The following is a 17,951-nucleotide window of genomic DNA, read 5'->3' as shown; positions in this document are numbered from 1 at the left end:
CCTGATGACTGCTGAGCAGCGTCGTGAGCAGTTCAAGACAGATGTGGCCGAGCTCAAGCTCAAGACCGGTGGCTCCCGCCGCGACGGTCTGGTGCAGGGACTTGGTGTTCTCGGGATGGCCGTCGGCGTGATCGCCGCGTTCGTCTGCTACTCCATGTCGCTGAGCCAGACCAGTGTGGACGTGCTGTCCACCCAGGTGCTGACCCTGGCGTTCGTCGCGCTCACCGTCCTCGGTGCCGCGCTCTACCTGGCCGGTGCGCTGGCCAAGGTGCTGCGGCTGTGGCTGCTGCGCCAGCTCTACGAGGGCCAGGCCCACGTGGACCAGCTCGCCGCCGCCCTGGGTGGTTCCGGTGTCGAGAGGGACAAGACCACCGTCTGACCTTGCTGGTCATCCTCAGGACGCAAGCCGCCGCCTCCCGCTCCGGGAGGCGGCGGTTCTGCATTGTCAGGGCTTCGTTGCTGGTCAGGGGCAGAAACTGTCGGGGCGGGCTCCTATGATTCGAACATGAGTTCGAGTGGCGCAGCGGTGGCAGTGGAGGACCTCCCCGACGAGGTCGCCTCGCTGCTGGCTGAGCATGCCGCGATGATGGCGCGGTTGCAGCAGGTGCCGCTGGCCGGGCTGTCCGATGCTGGGGTGATGGCGGTGGTGCGCGAGGTGGAGCGAGTGCACCGGATGAAGCCCACGGTGGACCACCGCCTGATTGTGGAGATGGAGTGCCGCTCCCTGGCCACGGTGTTCCTGGCCCGGGGCACGGCGGGGTTGTTGTCAGAAGTGCTACACCTGGACGTGCAGGAGGCCCGTGCTCGGGTGCGAGCCGCCTTGGTGCGGGGTCCTCGGACGTCCTTCACCGGTGAGGATCTCGGTCCTCTGCAGCCCGCCACAGCAGCAGCCGAGGCGGAAGGATCCCTCTCGCCGCGGCACGCCGACATCATCGCCAAGACGCTGCACGACCTACCCGCATCGCTGGACGCCGAGACTGTCGGGTTGGCGGAGCAGACTCTGGCTGCGCAGGCGTGTGCGTTGCGCCCGTCGGAGCTGGTCAAGGCCGCGGAGCGGCTGGTGGCCTACCTCGACCCCGACGGGCGGGAGACGTCTGAGGTGGATCGGGCGCGGCGGCGCGGGTTCACCATCGGTAGGCAGCGCCTGGATGGGATGAGCCGCATCAGCGGTGAGCTGGACCCGATGACGCGAGCCCTGGTGGACGCGGCGTTCTCCGCCGCCGCCCGGCCGGTGTCGGAAGAGGGGACTCCGGATCCGCGCAGTGCCGCCCAGCGAAACCACGACGCGCTGGCCACGCTGTGCCGCAACGCATTGGCGGGCGGGGAGCTGGCGAGCAACCGCGGATTACCGGCGACGGTGGTGGTGACGATGGGACTGGCCGATCTGGAGCGCCGGGCGGGTACCGCATCAACGGCTTGTGGTGGCACCGTGCCGGTGCGTGACGTGCTCCGCATGGCCGCCGACGCGAAGTGGCTGCCCTGCGTGCTCGACTCCACCGGACAAGTGCTCCACCTCGGTCAGGGGCAGCGCCTGGCCTCACCGGCACAGCGACTAGCCCTGTACGCCCGCGACCGCGGCTGCACCCGGCCCGGCTGTGAGATGCCCGCCCAGTGGACCCAGGTCCACCACCTCACCGAGTGGCAACACGGCGGACCGACAGACCTGCACAACCTCGCGCTCGTCTGCCCGTTCGACCACCGGCTCATCACCCACGAAGGATTCACCGTCCGCATGGGCACCAGCGGCCGGGTGGAGTGGATCGCACCCCGACACGTTGACCCAGAACAGGTTCCGTGCACCAACCCGATCCACCACCCACCCGACCTCAGCGACCCCGACCCACCCCGCTGCCACCGTGGCGTGGCTTAGCCACCACCGGTACAGCCACCCAACCGCACAACGGCGTGCGGCCGGTCCCCCGCAAGGGGAACCGGCCGCACACCGTCAGCGCTGACGTGTCAGGGCTTCATCCACGCCTTGTCGAACAGCATGATGTCGGTGGCGTGCGGCGTCACGCCGTGCACGTTCTTCTGCCACGCGATGTAGGACGGAATGGCCCCGAGGCTCACCGACGGCACCGACTCGTTGGCGCGCTGCTGGATCTTGCCGATGACCGCCTTCTTGGCGTCCACGGTGCCCGCAGCCTGCAGCTCGCCGAGCAGGGTGTCCATCTGGGCGTCCTTGTAGCCGACCACGTTGGACGGCGACGCGCTCTGCAGCGTGGTGTACAGACCCAGGAACGGAATGTCCTCGTACAGGCCCAGCCCAGCGTGTGCCAGGTCGAAGTCCCGCTTGATGTACACGTTGTTCACCACGTCCTCGGCGCTGTTCGCCGGCATGATCGTCACGGTGAAGCCCACTGCCTGCAGCTGCGCCTGCACGGCCAGGCCGATGGCCCGGTCGCGCGGCTCCTGCAGCACCACGTACTTCAGCTCGCCGTTGTAGCCGTCCTTCTTGGCCTCCGCCAGCAGCTGCTTGGCCTTCTCCGGGTCGTGTGCGACCGGCTTGACGTCGCCTGCCCACTGCGACGACGGGTCGAACAGGCCCGAGCTGGGCCGGCCCTTGCCCTCGTCCACCCGGTCGTCGACCGCGGTCGGGCTGGTGGCGTAGGCGATGGCCTGCCGCACCCGCACGTCGGCTCCCGGACGGCCCTCCCGGTTGTTGATCATCTCGGCACTTCCGGCGTTGAGGAAGCTCAGGTAGCCGGGCAGGCCCGCCGCCCGCGCGTCCGAGATCGCCGTGGCACTGGCCCGCAGGTAGCCGACCTGCAGCTGGTTGCTCTTGAGCGACTCCCAGGTGGCCTGGGGACCGTTGAGCGCCACGAACCGCAGCTTGTCCAGGTACGGCTTGCCGCCCCAGTAGTCAGCACGCGCGGCCAGCACTCGCTCCTCGTTGGGGGCGTAGCGCTCCTGCACGAACGGACCCGCGCCGATCGGCTGGAAGGTGCCGGACTTCATCGAGCTGGGCGCCACGATCATGCCCTGGCCCAGGGCCATCATGGCCTCCAGCTCGGGCCAGGCCTTCTTGAGCTTGACCACCACGGTGGACGGGTCTGCCGCCACCGCGCTGTCCAGGTTCATCTTCCACAGCTCGCTGCCGTTGCCGCGGTTCTGGGTGTAGCGGTCCCAGCTCCACAGCACCGCGGCGGAGTCCAGCGGGGTGCCGTCGCTGAACTTCACGTTCTCGCGCAGCTTCAGCGTCCAGGTCAACCCGTCCGCGCTGGCCTCGAACGACTTGGCCAGCTGCGGCACGAACTTCTTGTCCGCGGAGTTGTAGCGGACCAGCACGTCGTACACCGCGGCCAGCTCCGACCCACCGGAGGAACCGCGTGCGGCGGTCTTGGCCGGGTCCATGGTCGCGGCTGCGGCCTGGGTGCCGAAGGTGAGCGTGCCTCCCGCCACCGGGTCCCCACCGTCGGGCTGGTCGCCCACCAGGCCGAGCTGGATCTCCTGGTCACCGCTGGGCGAGGCCGCGGTGTCGTCGTCAGATCCACCCCCGGCACACCCCGCGAGCAGCAAGCTGCCCGCCATCGCCACGCCGGCCAGGCGCACGAGCGCTAGTCGAGCCATGTTTTTTCCTCCACAGGTAACCGAATAATCACGACAGAAAACAGCGGGTCAGACGTGGTGGCACGCCACCAGGTGGTTCTCCCCCACCGGGCGCAGGAGCGGCTCCTCCTGCGCGCAGCGGTCGGTGGCCAGCGGGCACCGGGTGCGGAAGCGGCAGCCGCTCGGCGGGTTCAGCGGTGACGGAAGCTCACCCACCACCTCGTGCGCCTCGTCCTCGACGCCCGGGGTCCGCGGGCCCGGCACCGACGCCAGCAGCAGCCGGGTGTACGGGTGCAGCGCCTGCTCCTGCAGCCCGTCCGACGGCGAGATCTCGCAGACCTTGCCCAGGTACATCACCATGATGCGGTCGCTGATGTTCTTCACGACCGCCATGTTGTGGGCGACGAACAACAGGCTCAGGCCGTAGCGCTTCTTGGTGTCCTCGAGCAGGTTGAGGATCTGCGCCTGCACCGACACGTCCAGGCTGGACACCGGCTCGTCGCAGATCATCAGGGTCGGCTCGAGCATGAGGGCACGCGCGATGCACACCCGCTGGCACTGTCCGCCGGAGAGCTCGCGGGGGCGACGCTCCCACACCACGTCCGGGTCCAGGCCCACCGCGGTGAGCGTCTCCCGGGCACGGCGCTCGATGGCCGCCTTGTCCTTCTCGCCCCAGATCGACGGACCCTCGGTGATCAGGTGCTTCACCTTGCGCCGGGGGTTCAGCGACGAGATGGGGTCCTGCAGGATCATCTGCAGCTGGGTGCGGGTGCGGCGCAGCTCCCCCGGCTTGAGGGTGGTGAGCTCGGTGTCGTTGAGCCGCACCGAGCCCGAGGTGGGCGAGGGCAGCTGCATGATGGCCTTGCCCACGGTGGACTTGCCACAGCCGGACTCCCCCACGATGCCCAGCGTCTCTCCGGCGCCCAGGGTGAAGCTCACCCCGGACACCGCGTGCACCGTCTGGCCGTGGCCGACGGGGAACTCCACCACCAGGTCGTCCACCACCAGCACCGGCGCCTGCTCGGTGGGCAGCGACGCGGCCGGGCTGGTCACGACGTCCGTGCCGCTCATGCCACCACCTCCGGCCGAGCCAGCTCGCGACCGGCAGCGGTCGTGCCGGCCGCCGCGTTGGCGGACAGCGCCTGCTCCCCCTCGGGGGTGCCGACCGGGAAGAAGCAGGCGTGGCTGTGCGGCGTCGCCGCCGCGTCCACGGTGGGTGAGGGCAGCAAGTCCGGCTCCTTCTCCAGGCAGGTGGGCTGGGCGTAGCGACAGCGGGCGGCGAAGCGGCAGCCCGGCATCGGGCGCGTCATGTCCGGCAGCCCGCCGCCGATGGTGGCCAGCCGGGTGTGCGCCGGCTGCTCCAGCCGCGGGATGGAGGCCAGCAGCGCCTCCGTGTAGGGGTGCCGCGGGTGGTTGAACACCTCACCGGCGGCGGCGGTCTCCACCACCTTCCCGGCGTACATCACCGCCACCCGGTCAGCGCGGCCGGCGACCACCCCGAGGTCGTGGCTGATCAGGATGACGCCCATGCCCAGCTCGTCGTTGAGCGACTCCAGCAGGTCCAGGATCTGCTTCTGCACCGTGACGTCCAGCGCGGTCGTCGGCTCGTCGGCGATGAGCAGCTCGGGGTCGCAGGCCAGCGCCATGGCGATGACCACCCGCTGGCGCATGCCGCCGGAGAGCTCGTGCGGGTACTGGTCCAGCCGGCGGGCGGGGTCGGGGATGCCCACCTTGCGCAGCAGCTCGGTGGCCCGGCTGCGTGCCTCGGCCTTGCGCAGGCCCAGGTGCACCTTGAGCGACTCGGTGAGGTGCACGCCGATCCGCTTGAACGGGTTGAGCGCAGTCATCGGGTCCTGGAACACCATGGCCACCCGGGGCCCCCACAGCCGACGGTGCTCGGCGCTGCTCATGGCGTGCACGTCGCGGCCGTCGAAGGACACCGTGCCGGTGACGCGGGTGCTGCCGCTGTTGGAGGTGAGCCCCATGATGGTGCGCCCGAGCACGGACTTGCCCGAGCCGGACTCACCGACGATGCCGAGGGTCTCCCCGCGGTTGAGGGTGAGCGAGACCCCGTCCACCGCGCGCAGCACGCCGCGCTCGGTGGTGAAGGCCGTCTGCAGGTTCTCCACCCGCAGCAGAGGCTCGGTGGCTGTCGTGGACTGTGTGGTCATGTGAGCACCTGCTCCTGCTGGGAACCGACGCGCTGGCGGGCCTTCTCGCCCACCAGGTTGAAGGCGAAGACGGTGAGGAACAGCACCAGCCCGGGCACCAGGACGATGTGCGGGTGCTTCTCGAAGACCCCGCCCTCACCCTCGGCGATCATGTTTCCCCAGGTGGGCTGCGGGGGCTGGATGCCGAGGCCCAGGAAGCTCAGCGACGACTCGGCCACGATGAGCACCGAGATCATCACCATGGCCAGCGAGGCCACCGGGAGCACCACGTTGGGCACCAGCTCGCGGAACATCACCCGCCACCGGGTGGCGCCCATCGCCCGGGCGGCCAGCACGAACTCGCGCTGGGCGAAGGTCAGCGTGTTGGCGCGGGCCAGCCGGATCATCGACGGGATGGCCAGCACGGACAGCGCCAGCGCCACGTTGCGCATGGTCGGTGCCAGCACCGAGGCCAGGGCGATCAGCAGGATCAGCGCGGGCACGGCCAGCAGCGAGTTGGTGAGCACGCCCACCACGGTGTCGACCTTGCCGCGCAGGTAGCCGGCGAGCACCCCGATGGAACCACCCACCAGCATCCCGATGAGCGCAGCGGAGAACGCCACCACCAGCGACGCCCTGGCCCCGTAGATCACCCGGGAGAGCAGGTCGAGGCCGAAGTTGTTGGTGCCCAGCGGGTGCGCGGAGAACAGCTCCGGCGAGGCGAAGCTGGGGTCGGCGATCGTCTTGACCGTGTCCGCGTGCTCGGCCAGCGGCAGCAGCGGGGCGAAGATCGCCGCGGCCACCAGCACCGCCAGCCAGGTGCAGCACAGCCAGAAGGTGAGGTCGAAGCGGGCCCCGAACCGCCTGCGGCAGATGATCTGCATCCCCTTGTACAGCGGGACCAGGCCCACGAGGGCCAGCAGGACGCGGACGGCGACCATGATCTGGACCCCGAGCGCACCCACCAGGACCAGGGCGATCCCGGCAACCAGCAGACCGGCGCCAACCAGGTAGCTGCGCCGGGCCGAGCCGGACGGCTGGGCGGGGTCGGGCAGGGTCTTGTCCCCCGCGATGACGCTGCTCAGCTCGCCGACCTGGTCGGGCTCGAGCGCGTCCGGTGCAGTGCTAGACGTGGGCACGACGGCTCCTCGGGTCGAGGTATCCATAGAGAGCATCGATGACGCCGTTGATGACCACGTACAGCACGGCGATCAGCAGGACCGCCCCCTGCACCATGGGCATGTCACCCTGCTGGGCGGCCCGCACGATGAGCGTGCCGAGGCCGGGCAGGGAGAACAGCGTCTCGACGATGACGGTGCTGCCGATCATGGAGCCCAGGGCCAGACCCATCATGGTCAGCAGCGAGAACGAGGACGGCCGCAGCGCGTCCTTGAGCAGGATGTGCTTGTTGGACATGCCCTTGGCTCGGGCGACGGTGATGTACTCCTCCTGCAGCGTGGTGATCAGGTCGCTGCGGAGCACTCGGATGAAGATCGCCATCTCCAGCAGCGCGATGGTGATGGCCGGCAGGATCGCGTGGTAGAGGTTGTCGCCCAGCCCCTCGCTGAGGCGCACCCACTGCGAGCGCGGGAACCAGCCGAGGTCGTTGACCACCACCATGATCAGCAGCAGGCCGGCCAGGAAGCTGGGCACCGAGAGCACCGCGAACGTGCCGGCGCTGATCACCCGGTCGATGAGCCCGCCCGCGTGCCTGGCCGACCACAGCGCCAGCGGCACCGCGAAGGCCAGGGCCAGGAAGATGCCCATCACCGCGATCTGCACGCTCACCGGGAGCGCCGCACCGATGCGGTCGGTGATCTCGTCCTGCGGCGGCACCAGCGACTGGCCGAGGTCGCCGTGCAGCGCGCCCCACAGCCAGTCCCAGTAGCGCTGGAAGAACGGGTCGTCCAGACCCAGCTCGTCGCGCACCCGTTGGTACTCCTCCGGCGGCTTGCCCTCACCCACCAGGGTGACGGCGGCATCGCCCGGGATGAGCGCTTGCAGCCCGAAGGTGCCGAGGCTGACGATGAACAGCACCGCCAGCAGCTCTCCGAGCTTTTTGAGGACAGTCCTCACCATGTGAGCGTTCCCCTCCTGATTCTTGTGACGAGCTGATGGCAGGTGTTGCGGGCGGAGCCGGTCAGGGGGTGATCCACGCCTTGTCGAACAGCATGATTCCGTCGTAGCTGGGGCGGACCCCGTGCAGGTTCTGCTGCCAGGCGATGAACGTCTTGAACGCACCCAGCGGCGCCACCGGGACGGTGTCGTTGATCTTCTGCTGGAGCTGTCCCATCACCGCTCGCTTGGCGTCGTCGCCGTCAGCGCTCTTCAGCTTGAGCAGCAGCTCGTCCATGCCCTTGTCGCTGTAGCCCATGATGTTGTTGGACGCCCCGGTGGTGAAGGCCGGCATCAGTCGGGTGAACGGAGCCGCGTCCTGCACGCTGTAGGCGCCGTAGGTGATGTCGAAGTCGTGGTCGACGTACATCTTCTTGACCAGCTCGGTCAGGTTGTTGGCGTAGCTGATCTCCACGGTGAACCCGGCGGCCTGCAGCATGGCCTGCGTCGCGAGCGCGCCCTGCAGCGCCGACGGCTCGTTCAGCCCGAGGTAGGTGAGCTTGCCGTCGTAGCCCTTCTTCTTGGCCTCCTCCAGCAGCGCCTTGGCCTTGGCGAGGTCGTGCGGCAGGCCGTCGACCTCGGTGTTCCACTTGGAGTGCGCGGGGAAGGCCTCCCGCCCGAGCAGCCCCGTGCCGCCCCAGACTCGCTCGTTGTACGTCTGGTCGTTCACCGCGTGGGCGATGGCCTGGCGCACCGTGAGGTCGGCGCCGGCCTTGCCGGCCCGGGAGTTGATCTGCAGGATCGAGGTCAGTCCGGCCGCGTCCACGTACCCGGGGTAGCCGGCGTTGAGCACCTCGTCGACGGTGATGGCGCTGCGCAGGTAGGCCACGGTGTTGCCACCGGACTTCAGCCCATCGGCCTTGGCCTGCTCGCCGTTGATGGCCACGAAGCGCAGCCGCTCCAGGTTCGGCGCTCCGTCCCAGTAGTCCGGGCGGGCCTTGAGCACCAGCTCGTTGTTGGCCGCGAAACGCTCCACCGTGAACGGCCCCGCCCCGATCGGGGTGAACTTGGCCGGATCCTGGTACGCCGCCGGGGCCAGGATCATGCCGTGGCCGGTGGCCAGCAGCGCCGGCAGCTCGGAGTACGGCTGGTTCACGGTGAGCTTGATGGTCAGCGGGTCGGTCGCGGTGGCGGAGGTGACCGTGCTGGTCCACACCTCGTTCTGCGAGCCACGAGCGGCGTTGTAGCGCTTGATGCTGGCCAGCACGGCAGCAGCGTTGAAGGGGGTGCCGTCACTGAAGGTGATGTTCTCCCGCAGCGTGAGCGTCCACGTCAGCTGGTCGTCGCTGACCTCGAGGGACTTGGCCAGCTTGGGCACGAACTGCTTGGTGCCCAGGTCGTAGCGCATCAGCAGGTCGTAGACCGCCGCCTCCTCGGTGCCACCGGTGGCACCAGCGGGCAGCGCCTTGGTGGGGTCCAGGCTGGTGACGAACCCGTAGGGCGCGAACGTCATGGTGCCGCCCTTGACGGGCGTGCCGCTGTCGTCCTGGTTGCCGATCAGCCCCGTCACCGGAGCCGCGGCCGGCGCGCCGGCACCGCCGTCAGCGTCGTCGTTGGTGCTGGCGCACGAGGCGAGCAGCACGCTGCCGGCCAGGGCTACCGCCACCAGGCGACCAGCGCGACCAAGACTCATTCGGGGACGCAGCATTCAGACCCTCCACAGGCGACACGTGAGTTGGGGGAACAGCAGCGTTATGACGCGTTTCACTATTACTGTTCGGCAGGTGCCATCTTGTGGCAAAGATCAGCCTGGCGGCGGCGGATTCCGCTCAGTGGGACACCGGAGCGGCCGGTCAGGGCGTGAGCCACGCCTTCTCGAACAGCATGATGCCGTCCGAGCTGGGGCTGACCCCGTGCAGGTTCTGCTGCCAGGCGATGAAGGTCTTGAAGGCCCCGATCGGCACCACCGGGACGGTGTCGTTGATCTTCTGCTGGATCTCGCCCAGCACCGTGCGCTTGGCGTCGTCGCCGTCGGCGCTCTTCAGCTTGAGCAGCAGCGCGTCCATCCCGGGGTCGCTGTAGCCCATGATGTTGTTGGACGCCCCGGTGGTGAGGGCGGGCTTCAACCGGGTGAACGGCGCGGCGTCCTGGACGTTGTATGCGCCGTAGGTGATGTCGAAGTCGTGGTCGACGTACATCTTCTTGACCAGCTCGGTGAGGTTGTTGGCGTAGGCGATGTCCACCGTGAAGCCGACGGCCTGGAGCATCGCCTGCACGGCGAGCGCGCTCTGCTGCGCAGCCGGCTCGTTCAGTCCGAGGTAGGTGAGCCTGCCGTCGTAGCCCTTCTTCTTGGCCTCCTCCAGCAGCGCCTTGGCCTTGGCCGGGTCGTGGGCCAGACCCTTGACGTCGGTGTTCCACGCGGAGTGCGCCGGGAACACGTCGCGGCCGGGCAGTCCCTTGCCGCCCCAGACCCGCTCGTTGAAGACGTTCTCGTTCACCGCGTGGGCGATGGCCTGGCGCACCGTGAGGTCGGCGCCGGGCTTGCCGGCCCGGGTGTTGATCTGGGCGGCCGCGCTCAGCGCGGGGGCGTCCACGAAGCCGGGGTAGCCGGCGTTGAGGGTCTCGTCCACGGTCACCGCACTGCGCAGGTAGGCCGCGGTGTTGCCACCGGACTTCAGCCCGTCGGCCTTGGCCTGCTCGCCGTTGATGGCCACGAAGCGCAGCCGCTCCAGGTGGGGCGCACCGTCCCAGTAGTCCGGGCGGGCCTTGAGCACCAGCTCGTTGTTGGCGGTGAAGCGCTCCACCGTGAACGGCCCCGCCCCGATCGGGGTGAACTTGGCGGGGTCCCGGTAGGCGGCCGGGGCCAGGATCATGCCGTGGCCGGTGGCCAGCAGCGCCGGCAGCTCGGAGTACGGCTGGTTCACGGTGATCGACACCGTCTGCGGGTCGGTCGCCGTGACGGAGGTGACGGTGCTGGTCCACACCTCGTTCAGCGAGCCGCGGCCGGCGTTGTACCGGTTGATGCTGGCGATCACCGCGGCCGCGTCCAGCGGAGTGCCGTCGCTGAAGGTGATGTTCTCCCGCAGCGTGAGAGTCCAGGTCAGCTGGTCGGCGCTGACCTGGAGGGACTTGGCCAGCTTGGGCACGTAGGACTTGCGGTCATGGTCGTAGCGCATCAGCAGGTCGTAGACCGCCGCCTCCTCGGTGCCACCGGTCGCACCAGCGGGCAGCGCCTTGGTGGGGTCCAGGCTGGCGACGAAGCCGTAGGGGGCAAAGGTCATGGTGCCGCCCTTGACGGGCGTCCCGCTGTTGTCCTGGTTGCCGACGAGCCCTGCCTCGGGGGCCGGCGCGGGTGCGCCGCCACCGCCGTCGGCGTCGTCGTTGGTGCTGGCGCACGAGGCCAGCAGCACGCTGCCGGCCAGGGCTACCGCCACCAGGCGCCCAACGCGGGCCACGCTCTTACGGGGACGCAGCATCCGGAAACCTCCACGGGGCACACCTGCACGGCAACAGGCGTAGTGACCCAGGTCACTTTCCCGTTCGGTATGCGCCATCTTGTGGCAAAGATCAGCCCGGCGGCACCGGATTCCGCTCAGTGGGATCGTGCCGGGGTCAGGACCAGCGGGCCTGACCACCGTCCAGCGGGATGGTCGCCCCGCTCAGGTACCCCGCGTCGGGTCCCACCAGGAAGGCGACCGCACGGCCGATGTCCTGCTCGCAGTCACCGATGCGGCCGAGCGGGATGGTCTTGACGAACTCCGCAGCCTCCTCCGGGCGGTTCTCCGTCCACCACTTCAGGCCGGGCGAGAGCGCGTGCGGCGCCACGGCGTTCACCCGGATGCCGTCGACCCCCCACTCGCTGGCCGCGGTGCGGGTGAGCGAGCGCATGGCCTCCTTGGCCGAGGCGTAGGCGCCGTAGCCGCTGGTGTCCCAGCGCACCGCCGCCGAGCTCACCATGTTGATGATCGCTCCGCCGCCGGCGGCCTTCATGTGCGGGTGGCAGGCCTTCATCAGCCGCAGCGCTGCCAGCGGCCCGGTGGCAAACGCCTTCTCCAGCAGGTCCACGTCGATCTCCAGCAGGCTCCCCAGGGCCGAGGAGTTGGCGTTGTTCACCAAGATGTCCAGCCCGCCCAGCAGCTCCACGGTGCGCTCCACGGCCGGGGCCACCTGCGCGGCGACGCTGACGTCGCAGACCACCGGCTCGGCCCGGCCGCCGAACGCCTCGATCTCCTTGCAGGTGTCCAGCAGCTTCTGCTCGGTGCGCCCGGCCACCGCGATGGCCGCGCCGCGGCGGGCCAGGGCGAAGGCGATGCCCTGCCCCACGCCCTGTCCGGCACCGGTGATCAGGGCGACCTTGCCCTCGAGCGTGCGGGAGGAGTCGGTGCTCATGGGTGCGCTCCAGAGGGGTTGACGGAGGGGGGTGCTCGGGTCAGGCGAAGGCGAGGCGGCCGGCGCTGACCACGGCGGCGCCGTCGGGTCCGTGCACCTCGAACGCCAGCGGGCCGTCCTGCGGCTGCCACAGGTCCAGCCGCAGGGTGTCGCCGGGAAAGGCGGGCGCGGCGAAGCGTCCAGCCAGGGCAGCGAGGTCCGCCGGGTGCGCGCCCAGGGCGTCAGCGGCCCCCAGCATCGCCGTCGCCACCGTGCACAGGCCGTGCATGATCGGCCGCGGCTGCCCGATGCCCGCGGCGGCCACCGGGTCGACGTGGATGGGGTGGCGGTCGCCGGTGAGCCGGTAGAGCACCGCCTGCCGTGGTGAGGTGGGCAGCGCCCGGGTGTCGGTGGGCGGCGTGCTCGGCGCCGGCGGCTTGCCCGGTCCGCGCTCGCCACCGAAGCCACCGCTGCCGGGGCCGAAGATCGACCAGGTGGCGACGAAGTACTCGCTCTCCACCGCGACCTCGAACACCGCGGCCGCGCCCTTGTCCCACACCTGCCCCACCGAGGCGGACATGGTGAGCTCACCAGAGCGGGGCAGCGGCTTGAGCACCGTCAGCTCCTGCGCCCCGTGCACCGAGGTGCGGGTGTCGAAGCCGCCAGCCGAGCCCAGCGCGTCCGGGGCCCACTGAGCCAGGGACAGCGCGAACGTGGGCAGCACCCGCAGGTCCCGCTCGAAGACCAGGTCGAGGTCGGTGGCCGCCGCGCCCACGGCGAGCGCGTAGAGGATCGCGTCGCGCTCGTCGTAGGCGACGGTGCGGGTGCCCAGCGCGGTGCCGGCCCACTCCCCCGCCGGCCGCGGGTCCAGGCCGGTGGTGGTGCTCACCGGGCTCAGGCCAGGCCGAGCAGCAGGCCGCTGGTGGGCACCGCGGTGCCCGCCGTGACGACCATGTTCTGCACGCCCTCGGGCTGGTTGGTGGACGTGCCACGCAGCACCCGCACCGCCTCGGCGATGCCGTTGGTGCCGTGCAGGTACGCCTCGCCGACCTGGCCGCCGTGGGTGTTGCTGGGCAGGCGCCCACCGATCTCCAGGTTGCCGTCGGCGATGAAGTCCTTGGCCTCCCCCACGCCGCAGAAGCCCAGCTCCTCCAGCTGCGGGAGCACCAGCGGGGTGAAGTGGTCGTAGAGGACGGCGGCCTGCACGTCGTCCGGGCTCAGCCCGCTCTGGCTGTACAGCTGCCGGCCGACCAGGCCCATCTCCGGGATGCCGGTGATGTCCGGGCGGTAGTAGCTGGTCATCATGTGCTGGTCCTTGCCCGAGCCCTGCGCCGCACCCTTGATGATGGCGGGGGTGTGCTTGAGGTCCTTGGCCCGCTCGGCGGAGACGATGACCAGTGCCTGGCCACCGTCGGTCTCCTGGCAGCAGTCCAGCAGGTGCAGCGGCTCCGCGATCCAGCGCGAGGCCTGGTGGTCGGCCAGCGTGATGGGGCGCTCGTAGAACCACGCCTTGGGGTTGTTGGCCGCGTGCTTGCGCGCCACCACGGCCACTCGGCCGAAGTCCTCGCTGGTGGCACCGTGCTGGTGCATGTAGCGGCGGGCGAACATCGCCACCCACTGCGCGGGCGTGGACAGCCCCTGCGGCGTCAGCCAGGCGTAGGCGGCCCGGTCGGCGGTGCTGTCCAGCGGGCGGTCGTGCTGGCCGAGGCCGTAGCGGACCCCGGAGCGCTCGTTGAACGCGCGGTAGCAGACCACCACGTCGGCCACGCCGGTCGCCACGGCCATGGCCGCCTGCTGCACGGTGGCGCACGCGGCGCCGCCGCCGTAGCCGATGCGGGAGAAGAACTTGAGCTCGCCCAGGCCACAGTTGCGGGCGACCAGCACCTCGCCGTTGGTCTCCGCGGTGTAGGTGGAGAGCCCGTCCACCTCGGACGGGTCGATGCCGGCGTCGGCCAGCGCGGCGACGATGGCCTCGCAGGCCAGCGAGAGCTCGCTGCGCCCGGAAGCCTTGGAGAACTCGGTGGCGCCGATGCCGACGATGGCGGCGGCGCCGGACAGGGGGCTGGGAGCCATCAGCTGTTCGCTCCTTCGGTGCCGACCGCGGAGGCGCCGGTCGGGAAGACGACCGTGACGGTGCCGCTGGCGTGGTTGCCCAGGCTGTTGGCCCCGACCACCTTCACCTCGACGGCGCCGTCCTGCTTGGACACCACCTCACCGCTCATGGTCATGGTGTCGCCGGGGTAGTTGGGCGCACCCAGCCGGATGTTCACCCGACGCAGGAAGACCTGCGGCCCGGCCCAGTCGGTGACGTAGCGGCCCACCAGGCCGTTGCTGGTGAGGATGTTCATGAAGATGTCCCTGGAGCCACGCTCGGCCGCCAGCGTCGGGTCGTGGTGGACGTCCTGGAAGTCCCGGGTGGCCAGCGCCGTGGCGATGATCAGCGTGCGGGTGAGCGGGACGGCCAGCTCGGGCAGCTGCTCCCCCACCTGGACGTCGTCGTAGCTGCGGCCCTGCAGCGCTGCGGCGGTGGCGCTCACGAGGCCACCTCGACACCGGCGGCCAGCTGCGCGCCCAGGCGGGCGAGGTCAGAGCTGGCGCCACCGAGGGTCGCGGCGATCTGCTTGTTCCACAGCAGGTAGCGGTGCACCGGGTAGTCGGTGTCCACGCCGATGCCGCCGTGCACGTGCTGGGTGCGGTGCACCACGCGCTGACCACCGTCGGTGGCCCACCACTTGGCCACCAGCACCGAGGTGCCGGTGTCCAGGCCCTCCGACAGCAGCCACGCGGCCTGCCACAGGGTGACCCGCATGGCCTCCAGGTCGATGTAGCAGTCGGCCATCTGGTGGGCGACGGCCTGGAAGGTGGCCAGCGGCTTGCCGAACTGGTGGCGCCCGTTGAGGTAGTCCACGGCCTGGCGCACGGCGCCGTCGCCGACGCCGATGGCGATGGCGGCCAGCGCCAGCTCCACCCGGTCGAGCAGCCAGGACACCGTGCTGCCGTCGGCGGCGCCGACCAGCTCGGCGGGGGCGGAGCTGAGGTCCACGTTGCCGCACACCTCGTGGGTGGTGGACACCGTCTGCTCCACCTGCACGCCCTCGGCGGCCAGGTCGAGCAGGAACAGCGCGGGGCCGGTGTCCGTGCTGGCCGAGACCACGGCGCGGTGGGCCACGTGGGTCACCGGTACCACGGCCTTGGCGCCGGTGAGGCGCCACTGGCCGTCGGCGTCCTGGCGGGCGGACACGGTGGGGGCGCCGTCGGTGAAGGTGCCGAACTCCTCCAGACCCACGGTGAGGATGATGCTGCCCTCCGCCGCGGCCGGGACCAGCTCGGTGCGCTGCGCGGGCGTGCCGTGCTCGGCGATGGCCAGCGCGGCCAGCGTGTGCGGCCACACCGGCACCGGGGCCACGTGGCGGCCCTGCTGCTCGAGCAGCACGTACAGCTCGGCCAGCCCCAGGCCGCCGCCGCCGAGGTCCTCCGGGAGCGCGATGCCCAGCAGGCCGCTGTTGGCCAGCTCGCGCCACAGCTCACGGTCGACGTTCTCGGCGGTCTTCTCGACCTCCTTGACCCGGTCGGTGGTGGCCTTGCCGGTGAAGATGTCGGCAGCGAGGCCGCGAATGGCCTCCTGCTCCTCGCTCAGGGTGAAGTCCATCAGATGCTCTCTCCTGCGGCCGGCCGGAACGCGGGAAGCGTCAGCTCCGGGTCTGCGTCGATCCAGTCCAGCTCGACCGGCATGCCGATCGTCACCTCGTCGGGCTGGACGTGTGTCATGTTGGCGATCAGTCGGGTCCCCTCCTCGAGCTCGATGACGGCGACCACCAGCGGGTAGTCGAAGGCATCGATCTTGGGGTGGTGGTTGACCACGAAGCTGTAGACGACCCCGCGCCCGGAGGCGTCCACGGTGTCCCAGTCCAGCGACTGGCACTGCCCGCACATGGGGCCGGTGGGGTGGCGCAGCGTGCCGCAGCTGGTGCAGCGCTGGATGACCAGCCGGTGCTCCTTGGCCGCCTCGAACCAGAAGAGGTTGTCCTGGTTCAGCGCCGGGCGAGGGCGCAGCGCACGCTCGGGTGCCGGCGCGGCAGCCTCGGTGGACGCGGCAGCCTCGGCGGGCTTGAAGCGCAGCAGGCGCCAGCGCTGGGTGCCCACCACCTCGTCGTCGGCGTCGCGGTAGGTGCGCAGCGTGGTGACGAAGTGGCCGGTGCCCAGGCCGGTCTTCTTCTCGTCCGAGATGGACTCCACCACCTCGGTGGTGCTGACCACGTCACCGGGGCGCAGCTCGCGGACGATCTCCTGGTCGGAGTCGGTGGCCACCACGGAGGTGAAGCCCGCCTCGTCCAGGACCGCCTGCAGCTGCTCGGCCACCGACGGCTCGCCGGTGCCGGCACCGCTCTCCGCGGCGGCGTTGGCGGCCATCTTCTCGGCGAAGGTCTTCATGGTCCAGACCTGCAGCATCATCGCCGGGGCCACGACGCCGGGACGTCCGGTGGCCTTGGCCGCGGCCTCGTCCAGGTAGATCGGGTTGGTGTCGCCCATCGTCTCCACCCAGTGGCGGATCATCGGCGTGTTCACCGCGTCCGGTCCCCACGCGGCGGGAACCAGGGTCTTGCCCTCGAAGGCCTTGAGCCTGGTGAGGAAGTCGCTCACTTCACCCTCTTCTCTCGTGCCATGCCGAGGCCGATGGTGGCGACCATGTCGCGCAGCACCTCGTTGACGCCGCCACCGAAGGTGTTCACCACGCCCTGGCGGGAGATCTGCTCGATCTGCCCGGCCAGCACCGCGCCCGGGGACTCCGGGCGGATGCGCCCGGCCGCGCCGAGGATGCCCAGCAGGGTGCGGTAGACGTCGATGTGGGTCTCGGTGCCGTAGGTCTTGGTGCCACCGGCGTCGGCACCGGAGAGGGTGTCGGCGGCGACGGCGCTGGTCATCTTCCAGTTCAGCAGCCGCATCGCCTCGAGCTTGGCGTGCGTGCGGGCCAGGTCGGCCTGCACCCAGGGCAGCTCGATCGCGCCGGTCTCCTTGGCCCAGTCCAGCACCTGGTGCCACAGGCCGTAGGTGCGCCCGCCGATAGCGGCCAGGCCGATGCGCTCGTGGTTGAGCTGGGCGGTGATCAGCCGCCAGCCGCCGTTGACGTCGCCGACGACGTCGCCGTCACCGACGCGGATGCCGCTGTAGTAGGTGGCGGTCACCTTGAGCCCGCCCACGGTCTCGATGGGCGACCAGGAGAAGCCGGGGTCGTCGGTGGGCACGATGAGGATGGACACGCCCTTGTGCTTGGGCGCCTCGGCGTCGGTGCGGGCGGCCAGCCAGACGTAGTCGGCGGTGTTGGCGCCGCTGGTGAAGATCTTGGAGCCCTCGATCACCCACTCGTCGCCGTCGCGCACCGCGCGGGTCTTCAGCGAGGCCAGGTCGGTGCCGGCCTCGGGCTCGGTGTAGCCGATGGCGAAGACGATGTCGCCGGCCAGGATGCCGGGCAGGTAGCGGTCCTTCTGCTCCTGCGTGCCGTACTTCATCAGCGTGGGGCCGACGGTGTTCACGGTGACGAAGGGGAACGGCAGACCGGCGCGCTGCACCTCGTCGAAGAAGATGAACTGCTCCTCGATGGAGCGACCCTGGCCGCCATACTCGGTGGGCCAGCCGATGCCCAGCCAGCCGTCCTTGCCCAGCAGCTTCACGATCTCGCGGAAGCTGGAGCCACCGACACCGCCCTCACCGGCAGCGCGTCGCTTCTCCTCGGGCAGGAGCGTGGCGAAGTACTCCCGGAGCTCCTTGCGCAGCTCCCGCTGCTCGGTCGTCTCCCGCAGATCCATGACCACTCTCCTCATCACCGGTGCA

Annotated in this window: 16 protein-coding genes; 2 read left to right on the top strand and 14 right to left on the bottom strand. The window is 70.2% G+C overall.

The genetic code is table 11. The features are described 5' to 3' along the window. Window positions 1-4 precede the first annotated feature (4 nt). Together AC3YNX_RS09515 and AC3YNX_RS09510 are read left to right on the top strand one after the other, a co-directional pair. The gene (locus AC3YNX_RS09515; RefSeq protein WP_127782363.1) at window positions 5-379 is read left to right on the top strand and encodes a hypothetical protein; all 375 of its coding nucleotides are present in this window, start codon (window positions 5-7) and stop codon (window positions 377-379) included. Between the two features lie 126 nt (window positions 380-505). After that, on the top strand, window positions 506-1,870 hold the full coding sequence (locus AC3YNX_RS09510; RefSeq protein ID WP_489995310.1) for an HNH endonuclease signature motif containing protein: 1,365 nt from the start codon (window positions 506-508) through the stop codon (window positions 1,868-1,870). 89 nt (window positions 1,871-1,959) lie between these two features. On the opposite strand, the gene AC3YNX_RS09505 is transcribed toward AC3YNX_RS09510, so the two are convergent. The 14 genes from AC3YNX_RS09505 to AC3YNX_RS09440 all read right to left on the bottom strand — a co-directional run bounded on the left by AC3YNX_RS09505 (window position 1,960) and on the right by AC3YNX_RS09440 (window position 17,926). Next, window positions 1,960-3,570, bottom strand: coding sequence for an ABC transporter substrate-binding protein (locus AC3YNX_RS09505; protein WP_489995309.1), 1,611 nt, complete (start codon window positions 3,568-3,570; stop codon window positions 1,960-1,962). A 48-nt stretch (window positions 3,571-3,618) separates the two neighbouring features. Beyond that, the gene (locus AC3YNX_RS09500) at window positions 3,619-4,620 is read right to left on the bottom strand and encodes an ABC transporter ATP-binding protein (RefSeq protein WP_127782360.1); all 1,002 of its coding nucleotides are present in this window, start codon (window positions 4,618-4,620) and stop codon (window positions 3,619-3,621) included. Then, complete coding sequence (locus AC3YNX_RS09495) at window positions 4,617-5,720, bottom strand: ABC transporter ATP-binding protein (protein WP_127782359.1); 1,104 nt, start codon at window positions 5,718-5,720, stop codon at window positions 4,617-4,619. Before AC3YNX_RS09495 ends, AC3YNX_RS09500 begins: the two co-directional genes overlap by 4 nt. Continuing rightward, the gene (locus AC3YNX_RS09490) at window positions 5,717-6,838 is read right to left on the bottom strand and encodes an ABC transporter permease (protein ID WP_241249788.1); all 1,122 of its coding nucleotides are present in this window, start codon (window positions 6,836-6,838) and stop codon (window positions 5,717-5,719) included. The genes AC3YNX_RS09495 and AC3YNX_RS09490 overlap by 4 nt, the downstream gene beginning before the upstream one ends. After that, the gene (locus AC3YNX_RS09485) at window positions 6,825-7,778 is read right to left on the bottom strand and encodes an ABC transporter permease (RefSeq protein WP_127782357.1); all 954 of its coding nucleotides are present in this window, start codon (window positions 7,776-7,778) and stop codon (window positions 6,825-6,827) included. Before AC3YNX_RS09485 ends, AC3YNX_RS09490 begins: the two co-directional genes overlap by 14 nt. 61 nt (window positions 7,779-7,839) lie before the next feature. After that, complete coding sequence (locus tag AC3YNX_RS09480) at window positions 7,840-9,462, bottom strand: ABC transporter substrate-binding protein (RefSeq protein WP_489995308.1); 1,623 nt, start codon at window positions 9,460-9,462, stop codon at window positions 7,840-7,842. 145 nt (window positions 9,463-9,607) lie between these two features. Then, window positions 9,608-11,230: an ABC transporter substrate-binding protein gene (locus tag AC3YNX_RS09475; protein WP_489995307.1), complete on the bottom strand. Its 1,623-nt coding sequence runs from the start codon at window positions 11,228-11,230 to the stop codon at window positions 9,608-9,610. A gap of 136 nt (window positions 11,231-11,366) precedes the next feature. After that, the gene (locus AC3YNX_RS09470) at window positions 11,367-12,143 is read right to left on the bottom strand and encodes an SDR family NAD(P)-dependent oxidoreductase (RefSeq protein WP_127782355.1); all 777 of its coding nucleotides are present in this window, start codon (window positions 12,141-12,143) and stop codon (window positions 11,367-11,369) included. A gap of 40 nt (window positions 12,144-12,183) precedes the next feature. Further along, entirely contained in the window at window positions 12,184-13,011 is an 828-nt protein-coding gene (locus AC3YNX_RS09465; protein WP_489995306.1) for a MaoC/PaaZ C-terminal domain-containing protein, read from the bottom strand. Window positions 13,012-13,016: 5 nt separating this feature from the next. After that, window positions 13,017-14,195 (bottom strand): lipid-transfer protein, encoded by a 1,179-nt coding sequence (locus tag AC3YNX_RS09460; protein WP_489995305.1) that lies wholly within the window; start codon window positions 14,193-14,195, stop codon window positions 13,017-13,019. Continuing rightward, window positions 14,195-14,659: a MaoC family dehydratase gene (locus tag AC3YNX_RS09455; RefSeq protein ID WP_489995304.1), complete on the bottom strand. Its 465-nt coding sequence runs from the start codon at window positions 14,657-14,659 to the stop codon at window positions 14,195-14,197. The genes AC3YNX_RS09460 and AC3YNX_RS09455 overlap by 1 nt, the downstream gene beginning before the upstream one ends. After that, window positions 14,656-15,771 (bottom strand): acyl-CoA dehydrogenase family protein, encoded by a 1,116-nt coding sequence (locus tag AC3YNX_RS09450; RefSeq protein WP_489983853.1) that lies wholly within the window; start codon window positions 15,769-15,771, stop codon window positions 14,656-14,658. Before AC3YNX_RS09450 ends, AC3YNX_RS09455 begins: the two co-directional genes overlap by 4 nt. Further along, window positions 15,771-16,763, bottom strand: a complete 993-nt coding sequence (locus AC3YNX_RS09445) for a bifunctional MaoC family dehydratase N-terminal/OB-fold nucleic acid binding domain-containing protein (protein WP_489995303.1) — start codon at window positions 16,761-16,763, stop codon at window positions 15,771-15,773. The genes AC3YNX_RS09450 and AC3YNX_RS09445 overlap by 1 nt, the downstream gene beginning before the upstream one ends. Beyond that, window positions 16,760-17,926, bottom strand: a complete 1,167-nt coding sequence (locus AC3YNX_RS09440) for an acyl-CoA dehydrogenase family protein (RefSeq protein WP_127782350.1) — start codon at window positions 17,924-17,926, stop codon at window positions 16,760-16,762. The genes AC3YNX_RS09445 and AC3YNX_RS09440 overlap by 4 nt, the downstream gene beginning before the upstream one ends. Window positions 17,927-17,951: the final 25 nt, after the last annotated feature.

The organism is Rhodococcus sp. Z13_19A (assembly GCF_058133575.1).
Note: the sequence above shows the minus strand (reverse complement) of the source record. Positions and strands in the feature narration are given on the sequence as shown.

Excerpts from the sequence above, each read along its gene's own strand:
- AC3YNX_RS09510 (WP_489995310.1), top strand. The coding sequence starts at position 506 with ATGAGTTCGAGTGGCGCAGCGGTGGCAGTGGAGGACCTCCCCGACGAG.
- AC3YNX_RS09515 (WP_127782363.1), top strand. The coding sequence starts at position 5 with ATGACTGCTGAGCAGCGTCGTGAGCAGTTCAAGACAGATGTGGCCGAG.
- AC3YNX_RS09470 (WP_127782355.1), bottom strand. The coding sequence starts at position 12,143 with ATGAGCACCGACTCCTCCCGCACGCTCGAGGGCAAGGTCGCCCTGATC.
- AC3YNX_RS09440 (WP_127782350.1), bottom strand. The coding sequence starts at position 17,926 with ATGGATCTGCGGGAGACGACCGAGCAGCGGGAGCTGCGCAAGGAGCTC.
- AC3YNX_RS09495 (WP_127782359.1), bottom strand. The coding sequence starts at position 5,720 with ATGACCACACAGTCCACGACAGCCACCGAGCCTCTGCTGCGGGTGGAG.
- AC3YNX_RS09480 (WP_489995308.1), bottom strand. The coding sequence starts at position 9,462 with ATGCTGCGTCCCCGAATGAGTCTTGGTCGCGCTGGTCGCCTGGTGGCG.
- AC3YNX_RS09500 (WP_127782360.1), bottom strand. The coding sequence starts at position 4,620 with ATGAGCGGCACGGACGTCGTGACCAGCCCGGCCGCGTCGCTGCCCACC.
- AC3YNX_RS09475 (WP_489995307.1), bottom strand. The coding sequence starts at position 11,230 with ATGCTGCGTCCCCGTAAGAGCGTGGCCCGCGTTGGGCGCCTGGTGGCG.
- AC3YNX_RS09505 (WP_489995309.1), bottom strand. The coding sequence starts at position 3,570 with ATGGCTCGACTAGCGCTCGTGCGCCTGGCCGGCGTGGCGATGGCGGGC.
- AC3YNX_RS09450 (WP_489983853.1), bottom strand. The coding sequence starts at position 15,771 with ATGGACTTCACCCTGAGCGAGGAGCAGGAGGCCATTCGCGGCCTCGCT.
- AC3YNX_RS09485 (WP_127782357.1), bottom strand. The coding sequence starts at position 7,778 with ATGGTGAGGACTGTCCTCAAAAAGCTCGGAGAGCTGCTGGCGGTGCTG.
- AC3YNX_RS09460 (WP_489995305.1), bottom strand. The coding sequence starts at position 14,195 with ATGGCTCCCAGCCCCCTGTCCGGCGCCGCCGCCATCGTCGGCATCGGC.